The 15,131-nt window shown below is 71.3% G+C and carries 10 protein-coding genes and 1 pseudogene; 4 read left to right on the top strand and 7 right to left on the bottom strand.

The annotated features are described in order from the left end of the window. The first annotated feature begins 3 nt into the window (after positions 1-3). Positions 4-1,587, top strand: coding sequence for an MFS transporter (locus tag GT030_RS26945; RefSeq protein ID WP_346009756.1), 1,584 nt, complete (start codon positions 4-6; stop codon positions 1,585-1,587). A 49-nt stretch (positions 1,588-1,636) separates the two neighbouring features. On the opposite strand, the pseudogene GT030_RS37435 reads toward GT030_RS26945, so the two are convergent. The 4 genes and pseudogenes from GT030_RS37435 to GT030_RS26925 form a co-directional block, all read right to left on the bottom strand. Beyond that, positions 1,637-1,778 (bottom strand): annotated as a pseudogene (locus GT030_RS37435) (restriction endonuclease); the annotation flags it as partial. 296 nt (positions 1,779-2,074) lie between these two features. Continuing rightward, the gene (locus GT030_RS26935; RefSeq protein WP_161203333.1) at positions 2,075-3,604 is read right to left on the bottom strand and encodes a UDP-N-acetylglucosamine 1-carboxyvinyltransferase; all 1,530 of its coding nucleotides are present in this window, start codon (positions 3,602-3,604) and stop codon (positions 2,075-2,077) included. Positions 3,605-3,690: 86 nt separating this feature from the next. Then, positions 3,691-3,888 carry a DUF4236 domain-containing protein gene (locus GT030_RS26930; protein ID WP_031181605.1) on the bottom strand — a complete coding sequence of 66 codons (198 nt, stop codon included), beginning with the start codon at positions 3,886-3,888 and terminating at the stop codon, positions 3,691-3,693. 79 nt (positions 3,889-3,967) lie between these two features. Continuing rightward, positions 3,968-4,309, bottom strand: a complete 342-nt coding sequence (locus GT030_RS26925; protein ID WP_161203332.1) for a hypothetical protein — start codon at positions 4,307-4,309, stop codon at positions 3,968-3,970. A 390-nt stretch (positions 4,310-4,699) separates the two neighbouring features. Here GT030_RS26925 and GT030_RS26920 point away from each other — a divergent pair, with 390 nt between their 5' ends. From GT030_RS26920 to GT030_RS26910, 3 genes are all read left to right on the top strand, one after another. After that, entirely contained in the window at positions 4,700-7,495 is a 2,796-nt protein-coding gene (locus tag GT030_RS26920) for an aconitate hydratase (protein WP_161203331.1), read from the top strand. A 349-nt stretch (positions 7,496-7,844) separates the two neighbouring features. Beyond that, a complete protein-coding gene (locus GT030_RS26915; protein ID WP_161203330.1) occupies positions 7,845-11,111 on the top strand; it encodes a GH92 family glycosyl hydrolase in 3,267 nt (1,088 codons plus the stop codon). A 90-nt stretch (positions 11,112-11,201) separates the two neighbouring features. Then, complete coding sequence (locus GT030_RS26910; RefSeq protein WP_161203329.1) at positions 11,202-11,627, top strand: DUF6003 family protein; 426 nt, start codon at positions 11,202-11,204, stop codon at positions 11,625-11,627. 6 nt (positions 11,628-11,633) lie between these two features. On the opposite strand, the gene GT030_RS26905 is transcribed toward GT030_RS26910, so the two are convergent. From GT030_RS26905 to GT030_RS26895, 3 genes are read right to left on the bottom strand one after another with little or no spacing between them, the layout of a single operon-like run. Next, on the bottom strand, positions 11,634-12,398 hold the full coding sequence (locus tag GT030_RS26905) for a phosphatase PAP2 family protein (protein ID WP_161203328.1): 765 nt from the start codon (positions 12,396-12,398) through the stop codon (positions 11,634-11,636). Next, positions 12,398-13,351 (bottom strand): YihY/virulence factor BrkB family protein, encoded by a 954-nt coding sequence (locus GT030_RS26900; protein WP_161203327.1) that lies wholly within the window; start codon positions 13,349-13,351, stop codon positions 12,398-12,400. Before GT030_RS26900 ends, GT030_RS26905 begins: the two co-directional genes overlap by 1 nt. A 1-nt stretch (position 13,352) precedes the next feature. Then, positions 13,353-14,966 carry a diacylglycerol kinase family protein gene (locus GT030_RS26895; RefSeq protein ID WP_237522846.1) on the bottom strand — a complete coding sequence of 538 codons (1,614 nt, stop codon included), beginning with the start codon at positions 14,964-14,966 and terminating at the stop codon, positions 13,353-13,355. Positions 14,967-15,131 lie beyond the last annotated feature (165 nt).

Raw genomic sequence — 15,131 nt, 5'->3', positions numbered from 1 at the left:
ACCGTGACCTCCATTCCTCCTCCCGCCCCGGGCCGGCTCGAGCCGACCGACCGGCACCCCGGTGTCCGGCCCTCCCCGGACCACCCCTCCCGGCTCGCCGCCGGCCTCACGCTCATCGCGATGTGCCTGGGCGCCATGACGACCTTTCTGCTGATCACCGCATCGGTGTCGGCAATGTCGGCCATCCAGGACGACCTGCACGTCTCCCCGACCGGCCTCGTCTGGATCCCCTCCGCGTACACCCTGGTCGTGGCCAGTCTGGTGATGTCCGCGGGCACCATCGGCAACCTCTACGGCCGCAAGCGCGCCTTCGTCACCGGCGCCGCGATCATGATCATCGGCTCGCTCATCGTCTACGCGGCCGGTTCGGCGGAAGGTGTCATCGCCGGCCAGCTCGTCTCCGGCCTCGGCGGCGCACTCATCCTGCCCAACAGCCTGGCCACCCTGGGAGCCACGTTCCCCGACCCCCACCGGCGCACCGAAGTCGTCACCATCTGGGCGGCCTCCTCGGGTATCGGACTCGCCGCAGGCCCCCTGATCGCCGGCACACTGCTGGACCACTTCCACTGGGACACGGTCTTCCTGTCGACCGCCGTTCTCGCCGTGGTCACCCTCGCCGCAGCAGCCTTCGTAGCGGAATCGCGCGGCCCCGCCGGCAAGCTCGACATCCCCGGCCAGGTCCTGGCCGTCCTGGGCATCACCGCCCTCGTCTACGCCCTCATCGAAGGCGGACACGACGGCTACACCAGCCCCCGCATCCTCATCGCATGGATCACCGCGGCAGCGGCCATGACCGGTTTCGTCCTCGTCGAGCGCGCCGGCCGCACACCCATGCTGGACATCACCCTGTTCCGGTCGGCATCCTTCAGCGCCGTCATGTTCGTCGCGGCCGTCTCCCTGTTCGGCTTCACCGGCCTGGCCATCCTGTCGGTGCTCTTCTACGAGCGTGTCCAGCACCTGTCCGCCCTGGACGTGGGCTGGCGGCTGCTGGCCTTCTTCGGCGTCTACGTCATCGTCAGTTACGCGACCGGACGCGTGATCCGCCGCACCGGCTTCAAGCTCCCACTGACCCTGGGCTTCCTCATCGGGGCCGCCGCCACGGCCGGACTCACCACACTGGAGCCGACCACCCCCTATGCCCGGGTGTGGTGGCTCTACGCGCTCTTCGGAGCCGCAAGCGGGATGGTGGCTGCGCCGAGCACCGCCGCCGCCCTGGTCAGCGTCTCCCATGAACAGGCCGGCATGGCCTCCGGAGCCGTCAACACCTTCCGCCAGGTCGGATCCGTCACTGGCACCTCCCTCCTCGGCGCACTGCTCGCCAGCCGGCTCCAGTCCCAACTGCCGCCCCAGCTGGATGCCCACCACGTGCCCCGAGCGGCCTGGCCCACCGTCGAACACGCCGTATCCAGCGGCAGCGTGGGCCACCGGGCAGCCCCGCCGAACGTGACCGCCGCGATCGGCGACGCCTTCACCTCCGGCGTCCACGCCGGCCTGGTCGTCATCGCCGCCGTGTTCCTGTGCGCGGCCCTCGCCTCAGCCCTGCTGGTACACAACCGACCGCACCACACCACCGCGACGCCGAACTGACGCGCGGCTCCTCGCCGTCGCAGCGATGCCGAGGGTGCCGGGGCGGTCGGGCCGCGGTGGCGGGGCGTGGCTCGCCACCGCGGGACCTGGCGGGCGTGCCAGTCGCGGTGAGCGGCCGTGGCAGGCGGCGCGGCGGGCTGTGGGCCGAAGAGTGGCCGGTCCGCGAGGGCTACAGCGTGCTCGCGGGCGGCGCTACACGGCCGCCGATTACCGAGCAGCAGTAACCGCAACTCCCTGGGACCCTGCTCCGGCCGTCGCCCTCGCCGAGTGCGGTGTCCGGGTCGAGGAGGAAACGGTGCTGGACGACTTGCTCATGGACCTTGGACTGGGGCCCTGCTGAGGAGCATGCTGAGCGCGCGGCGGGCGCAGATATGAAGTTGCCTCCGACCGAAAGTCCCAGAGAAGTCCCAGAGACGCCGCCACCTCCCCTCCCGCCCCGCGTTCATACAGGTCAGCTGGGGTGCGGCGGCGCTTTCTCTGCAGGCTTTCAGATGTCCCGGAAGATCTCGATCTGCGCCCCGATCGAATTCAGCCGCTCCGCCAGATCCTCGTACCCCCGGTTGATGACGTACACGTTGCGCAGCACCGACGTGCCTTCGGCGGCCATCATGGCCAGCAGCACGACGACCGCGGGGCGGAGCGCGGGCGGGCACATCATCTCGGCGGCGCGCCAGCGGGTCGGGCCCTCGACCAGGACGCGGTGGGGGTCCAGCAACTGCAGGCGGCCGCCGAGGCGATTGAGGTCGGTGAGGTAGATGGCCCGGTTGTCGTAGACCCAGTCGTGGATGAGGGTCTGGCCCTGGGCGACGGCGGCGATGGCCGCGAAGAAGGGGACGTTGTCGATGTTGAGGCCGGGGAACGGCATGGGGTGGATCTTGTCGATCGGCGCCTCCAGCTTGGAGGGGCGGACCGTGAGGTCGACCAGGCGGGTGCGGCCGTTGTCCGCGAAGTACTCACGGCTGCGGTCGTGGTCGAGCCCCATCTCCTCCAGGACCGCCAGCTCGATCTCCAGGAACTCGATCGGCACCCGGCGCACCGTCAGCTCCGACTCCGTCACCACGGCCGCCGCGACCAGGCTCATCGCTTCGACCGGGTCCTCGGAGGGGGAGTAGTCGACATCGATGTCGATGTTGGGCACGCCGTGCACGGTGAGCGTGGTGGTGCCGATGCCCTCGACCCGTACGCCGAGGGCCTCCAGGAAGAAGCAGAGGTCCTGCACCATGTAGTTCGAGGACGCGTTGCGGATGACGGTCACGCCGTCATGGCGGGCCGCCGCCAGCAGCGCGTTCTCCGTCACGGTGTCGCCGCGCTCGGTCAGCACGATCGGGCGGTCCGGGCGGACCGTGCGGTCCACCACGGCGTGGTACTGGCCCTCGGTCGCCGCGACGTCCAGGCCGAACCGGCGCAGCGCGATCATGTGCGGCTCGATCGTGCGGGTGCCGAGGTCGCAGCCGCCCGCGTACGGCAGCATGAAGCGGTCCATGCGGTGCAGCAGCGGGCCGAGGAACATGATGATCGAACGGGTGCGGACGGCCGCCTCCGCGTCGATCGCGTCCATCTCCAGCTGGGCCGGCGGGACCAGCTCCAGGTCGACGCCGTCGTTGATCCAGCGGGTGCGCACGCCGATGGAGTTCAGGACCTCCAGCAGGCGGTACACCTCCTCGATCCGTGCCACCCGGCGCAGCACCGTACGGCCCTTGTTCAGCAGGGACGCGCACAGCAGCGCCACACACGCGTTCTTGCTCGTCTTGACGTCGATGGCGCCGGACAGCCGGCGGCCGCCGACGACCCGCAGGTGCATCGGACCCGCGTAGCCCAGCGACACGATCTCGCTGTCCAGGGCTTCACCGATCCGGGCGATCATCTCAAGGCTGATGTTCTGGTTGCCGCGCTCGATGCGGTTGACCGCGCTCTGGCTGGTGCCGAGCGCGTCCGCGAGCTGCGCCTGAGTCCAGCCACGGTGCTGCCGGGCGTCACGGATGAGCTTGCCGATGCGTACGAGGTAGTCGTCTGACATGAGGTTGAGGTTATCTCAGATATGAGATCACGCCTCCTGGGGGGTCCGTTCGGGTGACGCCGGGTCAGCGGCCGCCGGAGGCGCGGTCAGCGCTTCTTGGTCGTGGTCTTGCGCCAGCCGAACGGACCCGGCAGGTCCATCGAGGTCGTACGGCGTCCGGTGCTGCTGTGGGTGTGACGGGGACCGTGCTTGCCACCGCCGGTCGTGATGGACCAGGAGTGACGGTTGATGTTCAGCCGCACGCCGGGAAGGATGCGGAAGCTCTTGCGGAACGTCAGGCCCATGGCTGTCTCCTCCGATTGTCGGCGCCTCTGAGGGGCGCTCAACTCGGATACCCCCATATGGCTTACTGATGGCCGCCGCTCACCCCTCCCGCCTGCGTTCTTTCCGGCGCAGCGCCCGGCGCTGCCTACCGGGGAGGGTTTGCGCCAGTTCGCCCACCTCGCACAGCTCGTGGCCCTCGCCGGCCCGGCACCACCACTCCGGCCGCTCGTCCGTCCCGGCGTCCGCGTGCACCCCGGTGCGGTGCTCCGGGCACACCGGCCACACCTGCCACAGCACCGCCTGGACCGTCTCCTGGGCCGCCTCGGCGATGCCGGGTGCGGCGGGGTGCGTCACGCCGCCGTGCCAGCGGCCGTCGGGCAGGGCCGCGTGGAACTGGTCCGGGATGTCCTCGTCGTCCGACGGCGTGCACATCAGCCGCATCGGTCCGGCCTCCGGCCAGTGTCGCCGCCAGGTCCCGGTTGACGGCGTCGAGCGCGGCCGCCAGGTCCGGGCGGGCGGTGAGGTCGACAGGGTGCGGCTCCCGTACGAAGTCGCGGCGGTACGAGAAGGGGCTCATCCGGTGATCGTCCCAGTCGCGCAACCCGGTGCGCCTCCCCATTCCGGGCGTGATGGACCCGTCACACCCGCCATCCGGGCATGACCATTCAGCCCCCATGTACTAGAGTTATCTCGACATCGAGATATCTGCCGAGGCGCACCGCGGCAGTCACCCTGGTAAGGGTTACCTAACTTAGCCTTACCTTAGCGGAATGCTGGACCGGCGTGGCGGCAGGATGCGGTGGAACGCGCACATCAATGAAGGAGACTGTCGTGTCGGCGAACAGCTTCGACGCCCGCAGCACGCTGCAGGTGGGCGACGAGTCGTACGAGATCTTCCGGCTGGACAAGGTCGAGGGCTCAGCCCGCCTGCCGTACAGCCTGAAGGTCCTGCTGGAGAACCTGCTCCGCACGGAGGACGGCGCGAACATCACCGCCGACCACATCCGCGCCCTCGGTGGCTGGGACTCGCAGGCCCAGCCCAGCCAGGAGATCCAGTTCACGCCGGCCCGCGTGATCATGCAGGACTTCACCGGCGTTCCCTGTGTCGTGGACCTCGCGACCATGCGTGAGGCCGTCGCGGCGCTCGGCGGCGACCCGGCGAAGATCAACCCGCTCTCCCCGGCCGAGATGGTCATCGACCACTCCGTCATCGCCGACAAGTTCGGCACCAAGGACGCGTTCAAGCAGAACGTCGACCTGGAGTACGGCCGCAACAAGGAGCGCTACCAGTTCCTGCGCTGGGGCCAGACCGCCTTCGACGACTTCAAGGTCGTCCCGCCGGGCACCGGCATCGTCCACCAGGTGAACATCGAGCACCTGGCCCGCGTCGTCATGGTCCGTGACGGCAAGGCCTACCCCGACACCCTGGTCGGCACCGACTCGCACACCACCATGGTCAACGGCCTCGGTGTGCTCGGCTGGGGCGTCGGCGGCATCGAGGCCGAGGCCGCCATGCTCGGTCAGCCGGTCTCCATGCTGATCCCGCGCGTCGTCGGCTTCAAGCTCACCGGTGAGCTCCAGCCCGGCACCACCGCCACCGACCTGGTGCTCACCATCACCGAGATGCTGCGCCAGCACGGTGTGGTCGGCAAGTTCGTCGAGTTCTACGGCGAGGGCGTGGCCGCCACCTCCCTGGCCAACCGCGCCACCATCGGCAACATGTCGCCGGAGTTCGGCTCCACCGCCGCGATCTTCCCGATCGACGACGAGACCCTGAACTACCTGCGTCTGACCGGCCGTTCGGACCAGCAGGTCGCGCTCGTCGAGGCGTACGCCAAGGAGCAGGGCCTCTGGCTGGACCCGAAGGCCGAGCCCGACTTCTCCGAGAAGCTGGAGCTGGACCTCTCCACGGTCGTCCCCTCCATCGCCGGCCCGAAGCGCCCGCAGGACCGCATCGTCCTCGCCGAGGCCGCCCAGCAGTTCGCCAAGGACGTCCTGAACTACGTCGAGGCCCCCGTCGCCCAGACGCCGGACGCCGCCGCCTCCGTGGTCGACGAGGCCAGCGCCGAGTCCTTCCCGGCCTCCGACGCCCCGGCCTACGGCCGCGAGGAGAACGGCGCCGGCGCCCCGCAGCACGGCCAGGGCACCGGGTCCGTCCCGTCCAACCCGGTCACCGTGACCGCCCCCGACGGCACCACCTACGAGCTGGACCACGGTGCGGTGACGGTCGCGGCCATCACCTCCTGCACCAACACCTCCAACCCGTACGTCATGGTCGCCGCGGCGCTCGTCGCCAAGAAGGCCGTCGAGAAGGGCCTGACCCGCAAGCCGTGGGTCAAGACCACCCTCGCCCCGGGCTCCAAGGTCGTCACCGACTACTTCGAGAAGGCGGGTCTGACCCCCTACCTCGACAAGGTCGGCTTCAACCTGGTCGGTTACGGCTGCACCACCTGCATCGGCAACTCCGGCCCGCTGCCGGAGGAGGTCTCCAAGGCCATCAACGACCACGACCTCGCGGTCACGTCGGTCCTCTCGGGCAACCGCAACTTCGAGGGCCGGATCAACCCCGACGTCAAGATGAACTACCTGGCATCCCCGCCGCTGGTGGTCGCCTACGCCCTCGCGGGCTCCATGAAGGTGGACATCACCAAGGACGCCCTGGGCATCGACCAGGACGGCAACCCGGTCCACCTCGAGGACATCTGGCCCTCCGAGGCCGAGGTCAACGAGGTCGTGGCGAACGCCATCGGCGAGGACATGTTCGCCAAGTCCTACGAGGACGTCTTCGCGGGCGACGCCCAGTGGCAGGCCCTGTCGATCCCGACCGGCAACACCTTCGAGTGGGACGCGGAGTCGACCTACGTCCGCAAGCCCCCGTACTTCGAGGGCATGCAGACGGAGCCGTCCCCGGTCACCGACATCACCGGTGCCCGTGTGCTCGCCAAGCTGGGCGACTCGGTCACCACCGACCACATCTCCCCGGCCGGCGCCATCAAGGCCGACACCCCGGCGGGCCAGTACCTCACCGAGCACGGTGTGGAGCGTCGTGACTTCAACTCCTACGGCTCGCGCCGTGGCAACCACGAGGTCATGATCCGCGGCACCTTCGCCAACATCCGCCTGCGCAACCAGATCGCGCCGGGCACCGAGGGCGGCTACACCCGCGACTTCACGCAGGAGGGCGCGCCGGTCTCCTTCATCTACGACGCCTCGCGCAACTACATCGACCAGGGCATTCCGCTGGTCGTGCTGGCGGGCAAGGAGTACGGCTCCGGCTCGTCCCGCGACTGGGCCGCCAAGGGCACCGCGCTCCTCGGCGTCAAGGCCGTCATCGCCGAGTCCTACGAGCGCATCCACCGCTCGAACCTCATCGGCATGGGCGTGCTCCCGCTCCAGTTCCCGGAGGGTGCCACCGCGGCCTCCCTCGGCCTGACCGGCGAGGAGACCTTCTCCTTCACCGGCGTCGAGGAGCTGAACAACGGCACCACCCCGCGCACGGTCAAGGTCACCACCGACACCGGCGTGGAGTTCGACGCGGTCGTCCGCATCGACACCCCCGGCGAGGCGGACTACTACCGCAACGGCGGCATCATGCAGTACGTGCTGCGCAGCCTGATCCGCAAGTAGGGTCTGGCGCCACGCAGTAGAGGGCCGCACTCCCGGTGACGGGGGTGCGGCCCTTCGCCGTGCTCGGGGAGGTGAGCGCGGGGGTGCTCCGGGCGGGGCCGGGGGACGGGGTGCCCGCCCGGAGCGGACTGGGGTCGTGCGCGGTGCGGGTGGCTTGGCCTGCGGTGGGGCGCGACAACGTTGTCTAGTGGGTCCGCTCCTGACTCTACCGGTCCAACGGACAACGATGTCAAGGTACTTGGGACAACACGGCGGCCCCCTTCCGTGAGGCCGTGGGCACGCGTTACTGTCCCTGCGGCTTGTGCGACCCGTGGTGCGCGACCCGTCCGCAAGGAGGAAGGGCCGCGTGATGCGTTTCCGTCCCATGTCCCTGCTGCTGGCCGCCGCGCTCGCGGTGGGCGGCGCCACCCCCGCCCTCGCGGCGGGCACCGCACCCCCCGGCCTGGTCGACGACCCGACGCCGTACGTCGATCCGCTGATCGGCAGCAGCAACGGCGGCGACACCTACCCCGGCGCCGTGGTGCCCTTCGGCATGCTCTCCTGGAGCCCGGAGACGACCAGAGGCGACGCCACCCGGACCACCGCGCCCGGCGGCTACCACTACGACGCCACCCGCGTGCGGGGTTTCAGCCTCACCCACATGTCCGGCACCGGCTGCGCGGGCGGCAGCGGGGACATCCCCTTCTTCCCGTACGCCGGTGACGTCACCTCCTCCCCGGCGAGCGACACCAAGGACGCCGTCTACGCCTCCGACTTCAAGCACACCGACGAGACCGCCGAGCCCGGCCACTACAAGGTGGGCCTCGCCTCCGGTGTCACCGCCGACCTGACCGCGACCGCCCGTACCGGCTCCGGCCGCTTCACATACCCGGCCGGCAAGCCCGCCTCGCTGCTGGTGCGCACCGCCAACTCCGAGGTCGGGTCGGAGGATTCGACGGTCAGTATCGACCCCGAGAGCCACACCGTCTCGGGGTCCGTCACCTCCGGCAACTTCTGCGGCTACCTCGACCCCGAGGGACAGCGCTCGTACTACACCATGTACTTCACCGCCCACTTCGACCGTGCCTTCAAGGCCACCGGCACCTGGCAGGACGACAAGCTGAACCCCGGCTCCACCAGCGCCTCCGGCGGTACCGGCGGCTTCTCCCACGGCGGCCGGCCCGTCGCGGGCAAGGGCGCCGGCGGCTATGTCGAGTTCGCGCCCGGTGAGGGCCCGGTGAACGTCAAGGTCGGCATCTCCTACGTCAGTCAGGACGCCGCCGAGGCCAACCTCCGCGCGGAGAACGGACGGCACCGCTCCTTCGACGCGGTACGGGACGCGGCCCGCGCCGCCTGGCGGGAGCGCCTCGGCGCCGTCCGGGTCGGCGGCGGCACCGACGCCGAGCGCACCACCTTCTACACCGCGCTCTACCACGCCCTGTTCCACCCCAACGTGATCAGCGACGCCGACGGCCGCTACCGGGGCAGCGACGGCAAGGTGCACCGCGTGGGTCACGGCCACCGCGCCCAGTACGGCACCTTCTCCGGCTGGGACGTCTACCGCGACCAGGTCCAGTTGCTCACCCTGCTCGACCCGCGCACCGGCTCGGACATCGCCCAGTCGCTCTACGAGCTGGCCGGCCAGAACGGCGGGACCTGGGACCGCTGGCTGCACAACGCGGGCGGCACCCACGTGATGAACGGCGACCCCTCGCCCAGCGCGCTCGCCGGAATCCACGCCTTCGGCGGCACCGGCTTCGACCTCAAGGGCGCCCTGAAATCCCTGGTCGAGGCGGCGACCGTGCCGACCGAGCAGGACCTCTCCGCAGCCGGAAAGCCGGTGCTGTCCGTCGGCCAGCGCCCCTCGCTCGACAAGTACCTGAAGCTGCACTACATGCCCAGCGTCTCCAACGCCTGGGGCGGCGCCGCCGAGACACTGGAGATGTCCACCGCCGACTTCTCCCTCTCCCAGCTCGCGGCGGCGGCAGGGGAGAAGCGGACCGAGAAGCAGTTCGCCGAACGCGCCCAGTGGTGGCAGAACAACTTCAACATCGCGGCCGACTCCACCGGCGGCTACATCGCCAACCGCAAGGCGGACGGCAGTTGGGTCACCGGCTTCACCCCGGACACCGGCAACGGGTTCGTGGAGGGCAGCGCCGCCCAGTACACCTGGATGGTCCAGCACAACCCGGCCGGGCTGTTCGCCGCGCTGGGCGGCACCGGCCAGGCGCTGGCCCGGCTGGACTCCTTCTTCCACACCGCCGACGGCAAGTGGGCGTTCACCGGCCAGGGCGGGGCCAAGTCCGAGATGGACAACGAGCCCTCGATCAACGTGCCGTACCTGTACGCCTACGCGGGCGCCCCGTACAAGACGCAGGAGACGGTGCGCGCGGCGATGGGGCAGCTCTGGTCCACCGGGCCGGGCGGCATCCCCGGCAACGACGACCTGGGCGCGATGTCGGCCTGGTACGTCTTCTCCGCCCTGGGCATGTACCCGCAGGTGCCCTCACGGGCGGAACTCGTGCTGGCCTCACCGCTGTTCGAGCGGGTGGAGATCACCCGCCCGCAGGGCAACGACATCTCGATCCGGGCCGAGGGCGCGTCCGCCGACGCGCCGTACGTCCAGTCCCTGAAGGTCAACGGCCGCTCCAGTGACCGCGCCTGGCTGCCCGCGTCCTTCGTGCGGGACGGCGGCCGGCTCGACTACCGGCTGGGCACCACCCCGAACCGCACGTGGGGCGCCACGACCCCGCCGCCCTCCTTCCGGCAGGGCGAGCAGCCGTACCAGATCGGGGTCGGCCCGACCACCGCCACCCTCGCCCCCGGTGACAGCACCGCGGTCGGCGTACGGGCCCTGCCCCTGAACGGCGGCACCGGCCCCGAGGTCCGCTTCAAGGTCGAGACGCCCACCGGAGTCACGGCCACCCCCGCCGAGGGAACGGTGACCGGCGGCGCCCAGCGGATCACCCTGACCGCGGCCGACGACGCCACCCAGGGCTTCTACACCGCCAAGGTCACGGTGACCTCCGGCGACACCTCCTACGAGCAGCCCGTCTCCCTGACCGTCGCCGCCCCCGGCACCCTGCTGGCCGCCTACGACAACACCGGCGTCTCCGACGACACCGGCGACCACGACGAGGCGGACTACGACGGCGGCGGCTGGAGCTACTCCAAGCAGGCCCTCGCCGCGGCCGGCCTCACTCCGGGCAAGCGGGCCACCACCGGCGGCCTCGCCTTCACCTGGCCAGACTCTCCCGCCGGCCGTCCGGACAACGCCTCCGCCCACGGCCAGACCGTCGAACTGAAGGACCCGGCGACCGCGTTGGCCTTCGTCGGCAGCGCCGTCAACGGCAACCAGTCCGCCAAGGCGACCGTCACCTACACCGACGGCAGCACCGGAACCGCCGACCTCTCCTTCACCGACTGGACCGTCGGCGGCGGGGGCGGCACCGTGCAGTACGGCAACGAGGTCGTCGCCAAGGCCGCGTACCGCAATGTCGCGGGCGCCGACAAGGACCCGGTGGCCACCTACGTGTTCGCCACCAAGCCGTTCGCCGCGCCGGAGGGGAAGGAGATCAGGAGCGTGAAGCTGCCGGACGACGGAGACCTGCACGTCTTCGCGCTCGCCGGCAAGTGAACCGGGGCGGTTCCGTCTCCTCGGCGGGGTGCGGCGGCAGTAGCATCTGTCTTCCCACCCAAACCGACACCGACAAGGCGGAACCGCCCGATGGCCGACGAGGCTTACCTCTTCCTGCTCCCCGACCGTCACCCGAGCCTCGGCGCGGCCATGGCCGCCGTCGCCCCGCTGGAATGCGACCAGACCCCGGCCGTGCGGGGCTGGATCTCCGCCCACGACGTCGCCCCGTCCTCCGAGCAGTTGAGGATTCTGCCCGCCGGGTCGGAGATCCTCATCCCCGAGGAGGCCGAGCGGCTGCCGATCCCGCTGACCGCGGAGGAGGAGGTCCGGGTCCAGCAGGAGTGCGCGCCCCAGTCCGTCACCGACATGGAGCGTGAGCTGCTGGACTTCCGGGACGCCACCGAGGGCTGGGAAACCCTGGTGCACCGGGCGCTGACCGCCGGGGTCCCGGCCCCGCGCATCGCCCGGCTGACGGGGCTCGACCCGCAGGAGATCGGCCGGCTGACCGGCGTGTGACGCGGCTCAGCGGGGGGTGCTGTCCGGCTCGGGACTCGGGCCGGTCAGCTCGGGCTCCAGCCCCTCCGCGACGTGCGTGGGCCGTTGGCCGGTGTCCGACCGCCACGCCTCGAAGGCCCGGCTGGTCAGGACGACCACGGCCAGCCCGAGCAGCCACCCGCCCAGCACGTCGCTGAACCAGTGCACGCCGAGCGCGACGCGGGTGAAGCCGACCCCCACCACGGACACCACCGCCACCACCCAGCACGCGATCCGGGCCCGGCGCGGCACCATGGGGAGCAGGACCAGCAGGAACACCGCGAACGAGGTGGTGGCGGTCATCGCGTGCCCGGACGGGAACGAGTAGCCCGGCGCGTGCGCCACCGGGTCCACCAGGACCGGCCGCGCCCGTTCGACCAGCGTCTTCACGCCGAGCCCGATCAGGCCCCCGGCCACCGCCGTCGCCGCCGCCCACGCGGCCAGCCGCCGGGCACCGCGCCACAGCAGCCAGCCGGTCAGCAGCGCCACGCCCACCCGCAGGGTGAGCGGGTCCCACACATAGTTGGACAGCACGCGCAGGGTGCTCGTCCACGCCGGATGGTCCACGGCGACCTCGTGCAGACCGTTCGCGGCGTCGCGGTCGAGGTCGCGCAGCGGCCGCCAGCGGCCCTCCACCAGGATCAGCAGCAGAGCGAACGGCACGGCGGCGGCCGCGGCGACCCCGGCCGCCGCCAGCAGCCGGATGCCGAACCGCCGGTCGGTGGCCCGCAGGGTCGTGGTTTTCGTCGGCATCAGACCCCCGGATCGGGTTGGATCGGTTCGGGCCGCCGCCCGCGCGCCGCCTCCAGCTGGGCCGCGAAGGACAGCCCGAGGAACAGGGCGAGCGAGGTCAGGTAGGCCCACAGCAGCAGGGACATGAAGGCGCTCAGCGGACCGTAGACGGTGTCGAAGGAGCCGCTCAGGTCCAGGTACAGGGTGAGTACCCAGGTCAGCGTCATCCACAGCACCAGATACACCGCCGCGCCGAAGGCCAGCCAGGTGTAGCCCGGTTGCTTGCGGCGCGGTGAGCGCCGGAAGATCGCGCTGGCGGAGATCAGGGCGAGCAGCAGTCCGAAGGGCCAGCGCACGATGTTCCACACCATCTGCGCGTGCGAGCCCAGCCCGTAGACCGCCCCCGCGGCCGAGGCCAGGTCGTCGCCGGCGACCATCACGACGAAGCCCAGGCCGAGCGGGAACCCCGCGCACAGCGCCATGACCAGCCCGCGCGAGTACTTGAGGTGGAAGGGCCGGTCGCGTTCGTTGCCGTAGATGCGGTTGGCGCCCCGCTCTATCTGGCACATCGCCGTGGTGACGTTCACGATCGAGAAGATCGCGCCGAACCAGAGGGCGACCTCGGCGCCGTCGCCCGCCTTGCGGCGGCTGCGGTCGAGCGCGTCGTCGACCACCTCCGCGCTGGGTCCCTCGGCGATGCGGTGGATGGTCAGCTCGGCCATCCGGCCGATGTCCTCGGTGTGCAGGCTGGTGGAGAGGCCGACGAAGGCCAGGGCCAGCGGGATCACCGAGAGCACGGTCTGCAGGGCGAGCGCGCGGGAGTGGCTGAAGCCGTCGGCGTACCGGAAGCGGAGGAACGCGTCGCGTAGCAGGGACCAGCCGCCGTAGCGGCGCAGGGCCACCCACGCCTCGTCGGCGGAGAGTTCGTCCCCGCTCATGTCCCGCGTCTCCGGGACCTTGGTGGCGCTGCCCATGTCAGCCCTCCCGGTTGGGGACCAGCACGGTCAGCGCGCCCGGCACGACCTCCACGGAGAGCCGGAGCCCGGTGCCGACCGGGTCGCCGTCGATCTCGCGGGGCTCCGGGGCGTCGAAGGTGAAATCGGCGCGCCGGAAGGTACGGAACTCCGGCTGCCCCTCGCCGTCCTCACCCTCTCGCTTGCCGTGCAGGAGCAGGGCGCTCACCGTGCGCAGCCAGCCGCCGGGGCCCTGCGGGTCGAGGATCAGCAGGTCCAGCATCCCGTCGTCGGGACGGGCGTCCGGGAGCAGCCGCAGACCGCCCTGGAGGGCGCCGGTGTTGCCGACGAGCACCATACGGGCGGTACGGCGCAGCGGCTGGCCGCCGTCCAGGCGGACGCTCAGGCCCATCCGGGGGCCGCGCATCGCCTTCGGGGCGGCCAGGACGTAGGCGGGCCAGCCCAGCAGCGCCTTGGCCCGGTCGTGCTCCTCCGCGTACTTCATCATCGCGGCGTCCAGGCCGACACCGGACATCACGGCGAAGTGGGTGGCGGGGAGGCCGTCGCCCTCGATCCGGGCGAGGTCGATGACGCGGGGAGCACCGCCGAGGGCCGCGTCGAGCGCCTCGGCCGGGGTGAGCGGGAGGCCGAGGTTGCGGGCGAGCAGGTTGCCGGTCCCGAAGGGCACCACGGCGAGCGGGACCCCGCTGCCGGCCAGCCGGTCGGCGGCCGCGCGGACCGTGCCGTCGCCGCCGCAGACCACGACCAGCGCGGCACCCTCGTCCAGCGCCCGGGCGGTCTGGCCGCCGCCGGGGTCGGCGGCCGTCGTCTCGATGAACACCGGTTCCCGGTGGCCGTGCTGGGCGAGGACCCGGCGCAGCTCGTCGCGCGCGCTCTCGTCGACCGTGGTCGGGTTGACGACCACCGCGACCCGGCCCGGCAGCAGCTCGGCGCGAGGGGCCGGAGGGGCCTCGGGCAGCGCGGCGGGGGCCGACACACGGCCGTCGCGGAGCAGGGCGTGCCCGACGATCAGCAGGGACAGCGCGCCGTTGATCATGCCGCCCGCCACGTCGGTCGGGTGGTGCATGCCCCGGTACAGCCGGGAGAGGCCCACGACGACCGGGAGCAGGAACAGCAGCGCGGCCAGCACCCGGCGCCAGGGGCTCCGCACGCGGGACAGTACGAGGACCGCGAGACCGCCGTAGATCGCGGTGGCCGCACCGGTGTGGCCGGAGGTGTAGCTGGAGGTCGGCAGGGAGCCGTCGAGCCGGTGCACATGGGGGCGCTGGCGGTCCACCGCGATGGTGATGACCAGGAACACCAGCGACTGGAGCGCGACCCCGAGCGCCAGGAACGACACCTGACGCCACATCGGCAGCCTGGGTATGAAGATCATCGCCAGGCAGGCCGCCAGCGTCACCCCGATCACGGTGCCCGTGTTGCCCAGCTCGGACCCGATCGAGGAGAGCGTGGTCAGGGTGGAGGTACGCAGCCGCTCCAGGCCCCGGTTGACGCCGTCCTCGGCCGTCACCGGCCACACGTGCCGGGCGGGGCCGGTGATCAGGAAGCCGATGCCGATCATCAGGACGGCCTGGCACACCGCCAGCGCCCCGATGGAGGCCGCCGCCCGCGCCATACCGCGCGGCAGTTCGCGAGGGCGGCCGGTGGAAGTCGTCCTGACGGGGCGGGTGCCGTCCTCGGGCAGGCCTGCTGATCTCTCCGGTACGGCGGTCGGCATCGGTACAACTCCTCGGCTCGGTCGGATGGTCGGGCCGGACGGCGCGGGCCCGACCAACGGGCT

This window comes from Streptomyces sp. SID1328 (genome assembly GCF_009865595.1).
Lineage (GTDB): Bacteria > Actinomycetota > Actinomycetes > Streptomycetales > Streptomycetaceae > Streptomyces > Streptomyces griseoluteus.
Note: the sequence above shows the minus strand (reverse complement) of the source record. Positions and strands in the feature narration are given on the sequence as shown.

What these genes read in the sequence shown, in the direction of transcription:
- GT030_RS26935 (WP_161203333.1), bottom strand. Translation starts at nt 3,604, where the DNA reads ATGTCAGACGACTACCTCGTACGCATCGGCAAGCTCATCCGTGACGCC.
- GT030_RS26930 (WP_031181605.1), bottom strand. Translation starts at nt 3,888, where the DNA reads ATGGGCCTGACGTTCCGCAAGAGCTTCCGCATCCTTCCCGGCGTGCGG.
- GT030_RS26925 (WP_161203332.1), bottom strand. Translation starts at nt 4,309, where the DNA reads ATGCGGCTGATGTGCACGCCGTCGGACGACGAGGACATCCCGGACCAG.
- GT030_RS26915 (WP_161203330.1), top strand. Translation starts at nt 7,845, where the DNA reads ATGCGTTTCCGTCCCATGTCCCTGCTGCTGGCCGCCGCGCTCGCGGTG.
- GT030_RS26910 (WP_161203329.1), top strand. Translation starts at nt 11,202, where the DNA reads ATGGCCGACGAGGCTTACCTCTTCCTGCTCCCCGACCGTCACCCGAGC.
- GT030_RS26905 (WP_161203328.1), bottom strand. Translation starts at nt 12,398, where the DNA reads ATGCCGACGAAAACCACGACCCTGCGGGCCACCGACCGGCGGTTCGGC.
- GT030_RS26900 (WP_161203327.1), bottom strand. Translation starts at nt 13,351, where the DNA reads ATGGGCAGCGCCACCAAGGTCCCGGAGACGCGGGACATGAGCGGGGAC.
- GT030_RS26895 (WP_237522846.1), bottom strand. Translation starts at nt 14,966, where the DNA reads ATGGCGCGGGCGGCGGCCTCCATCGGGGCGCTGGCGGTGTGCCAGGCC.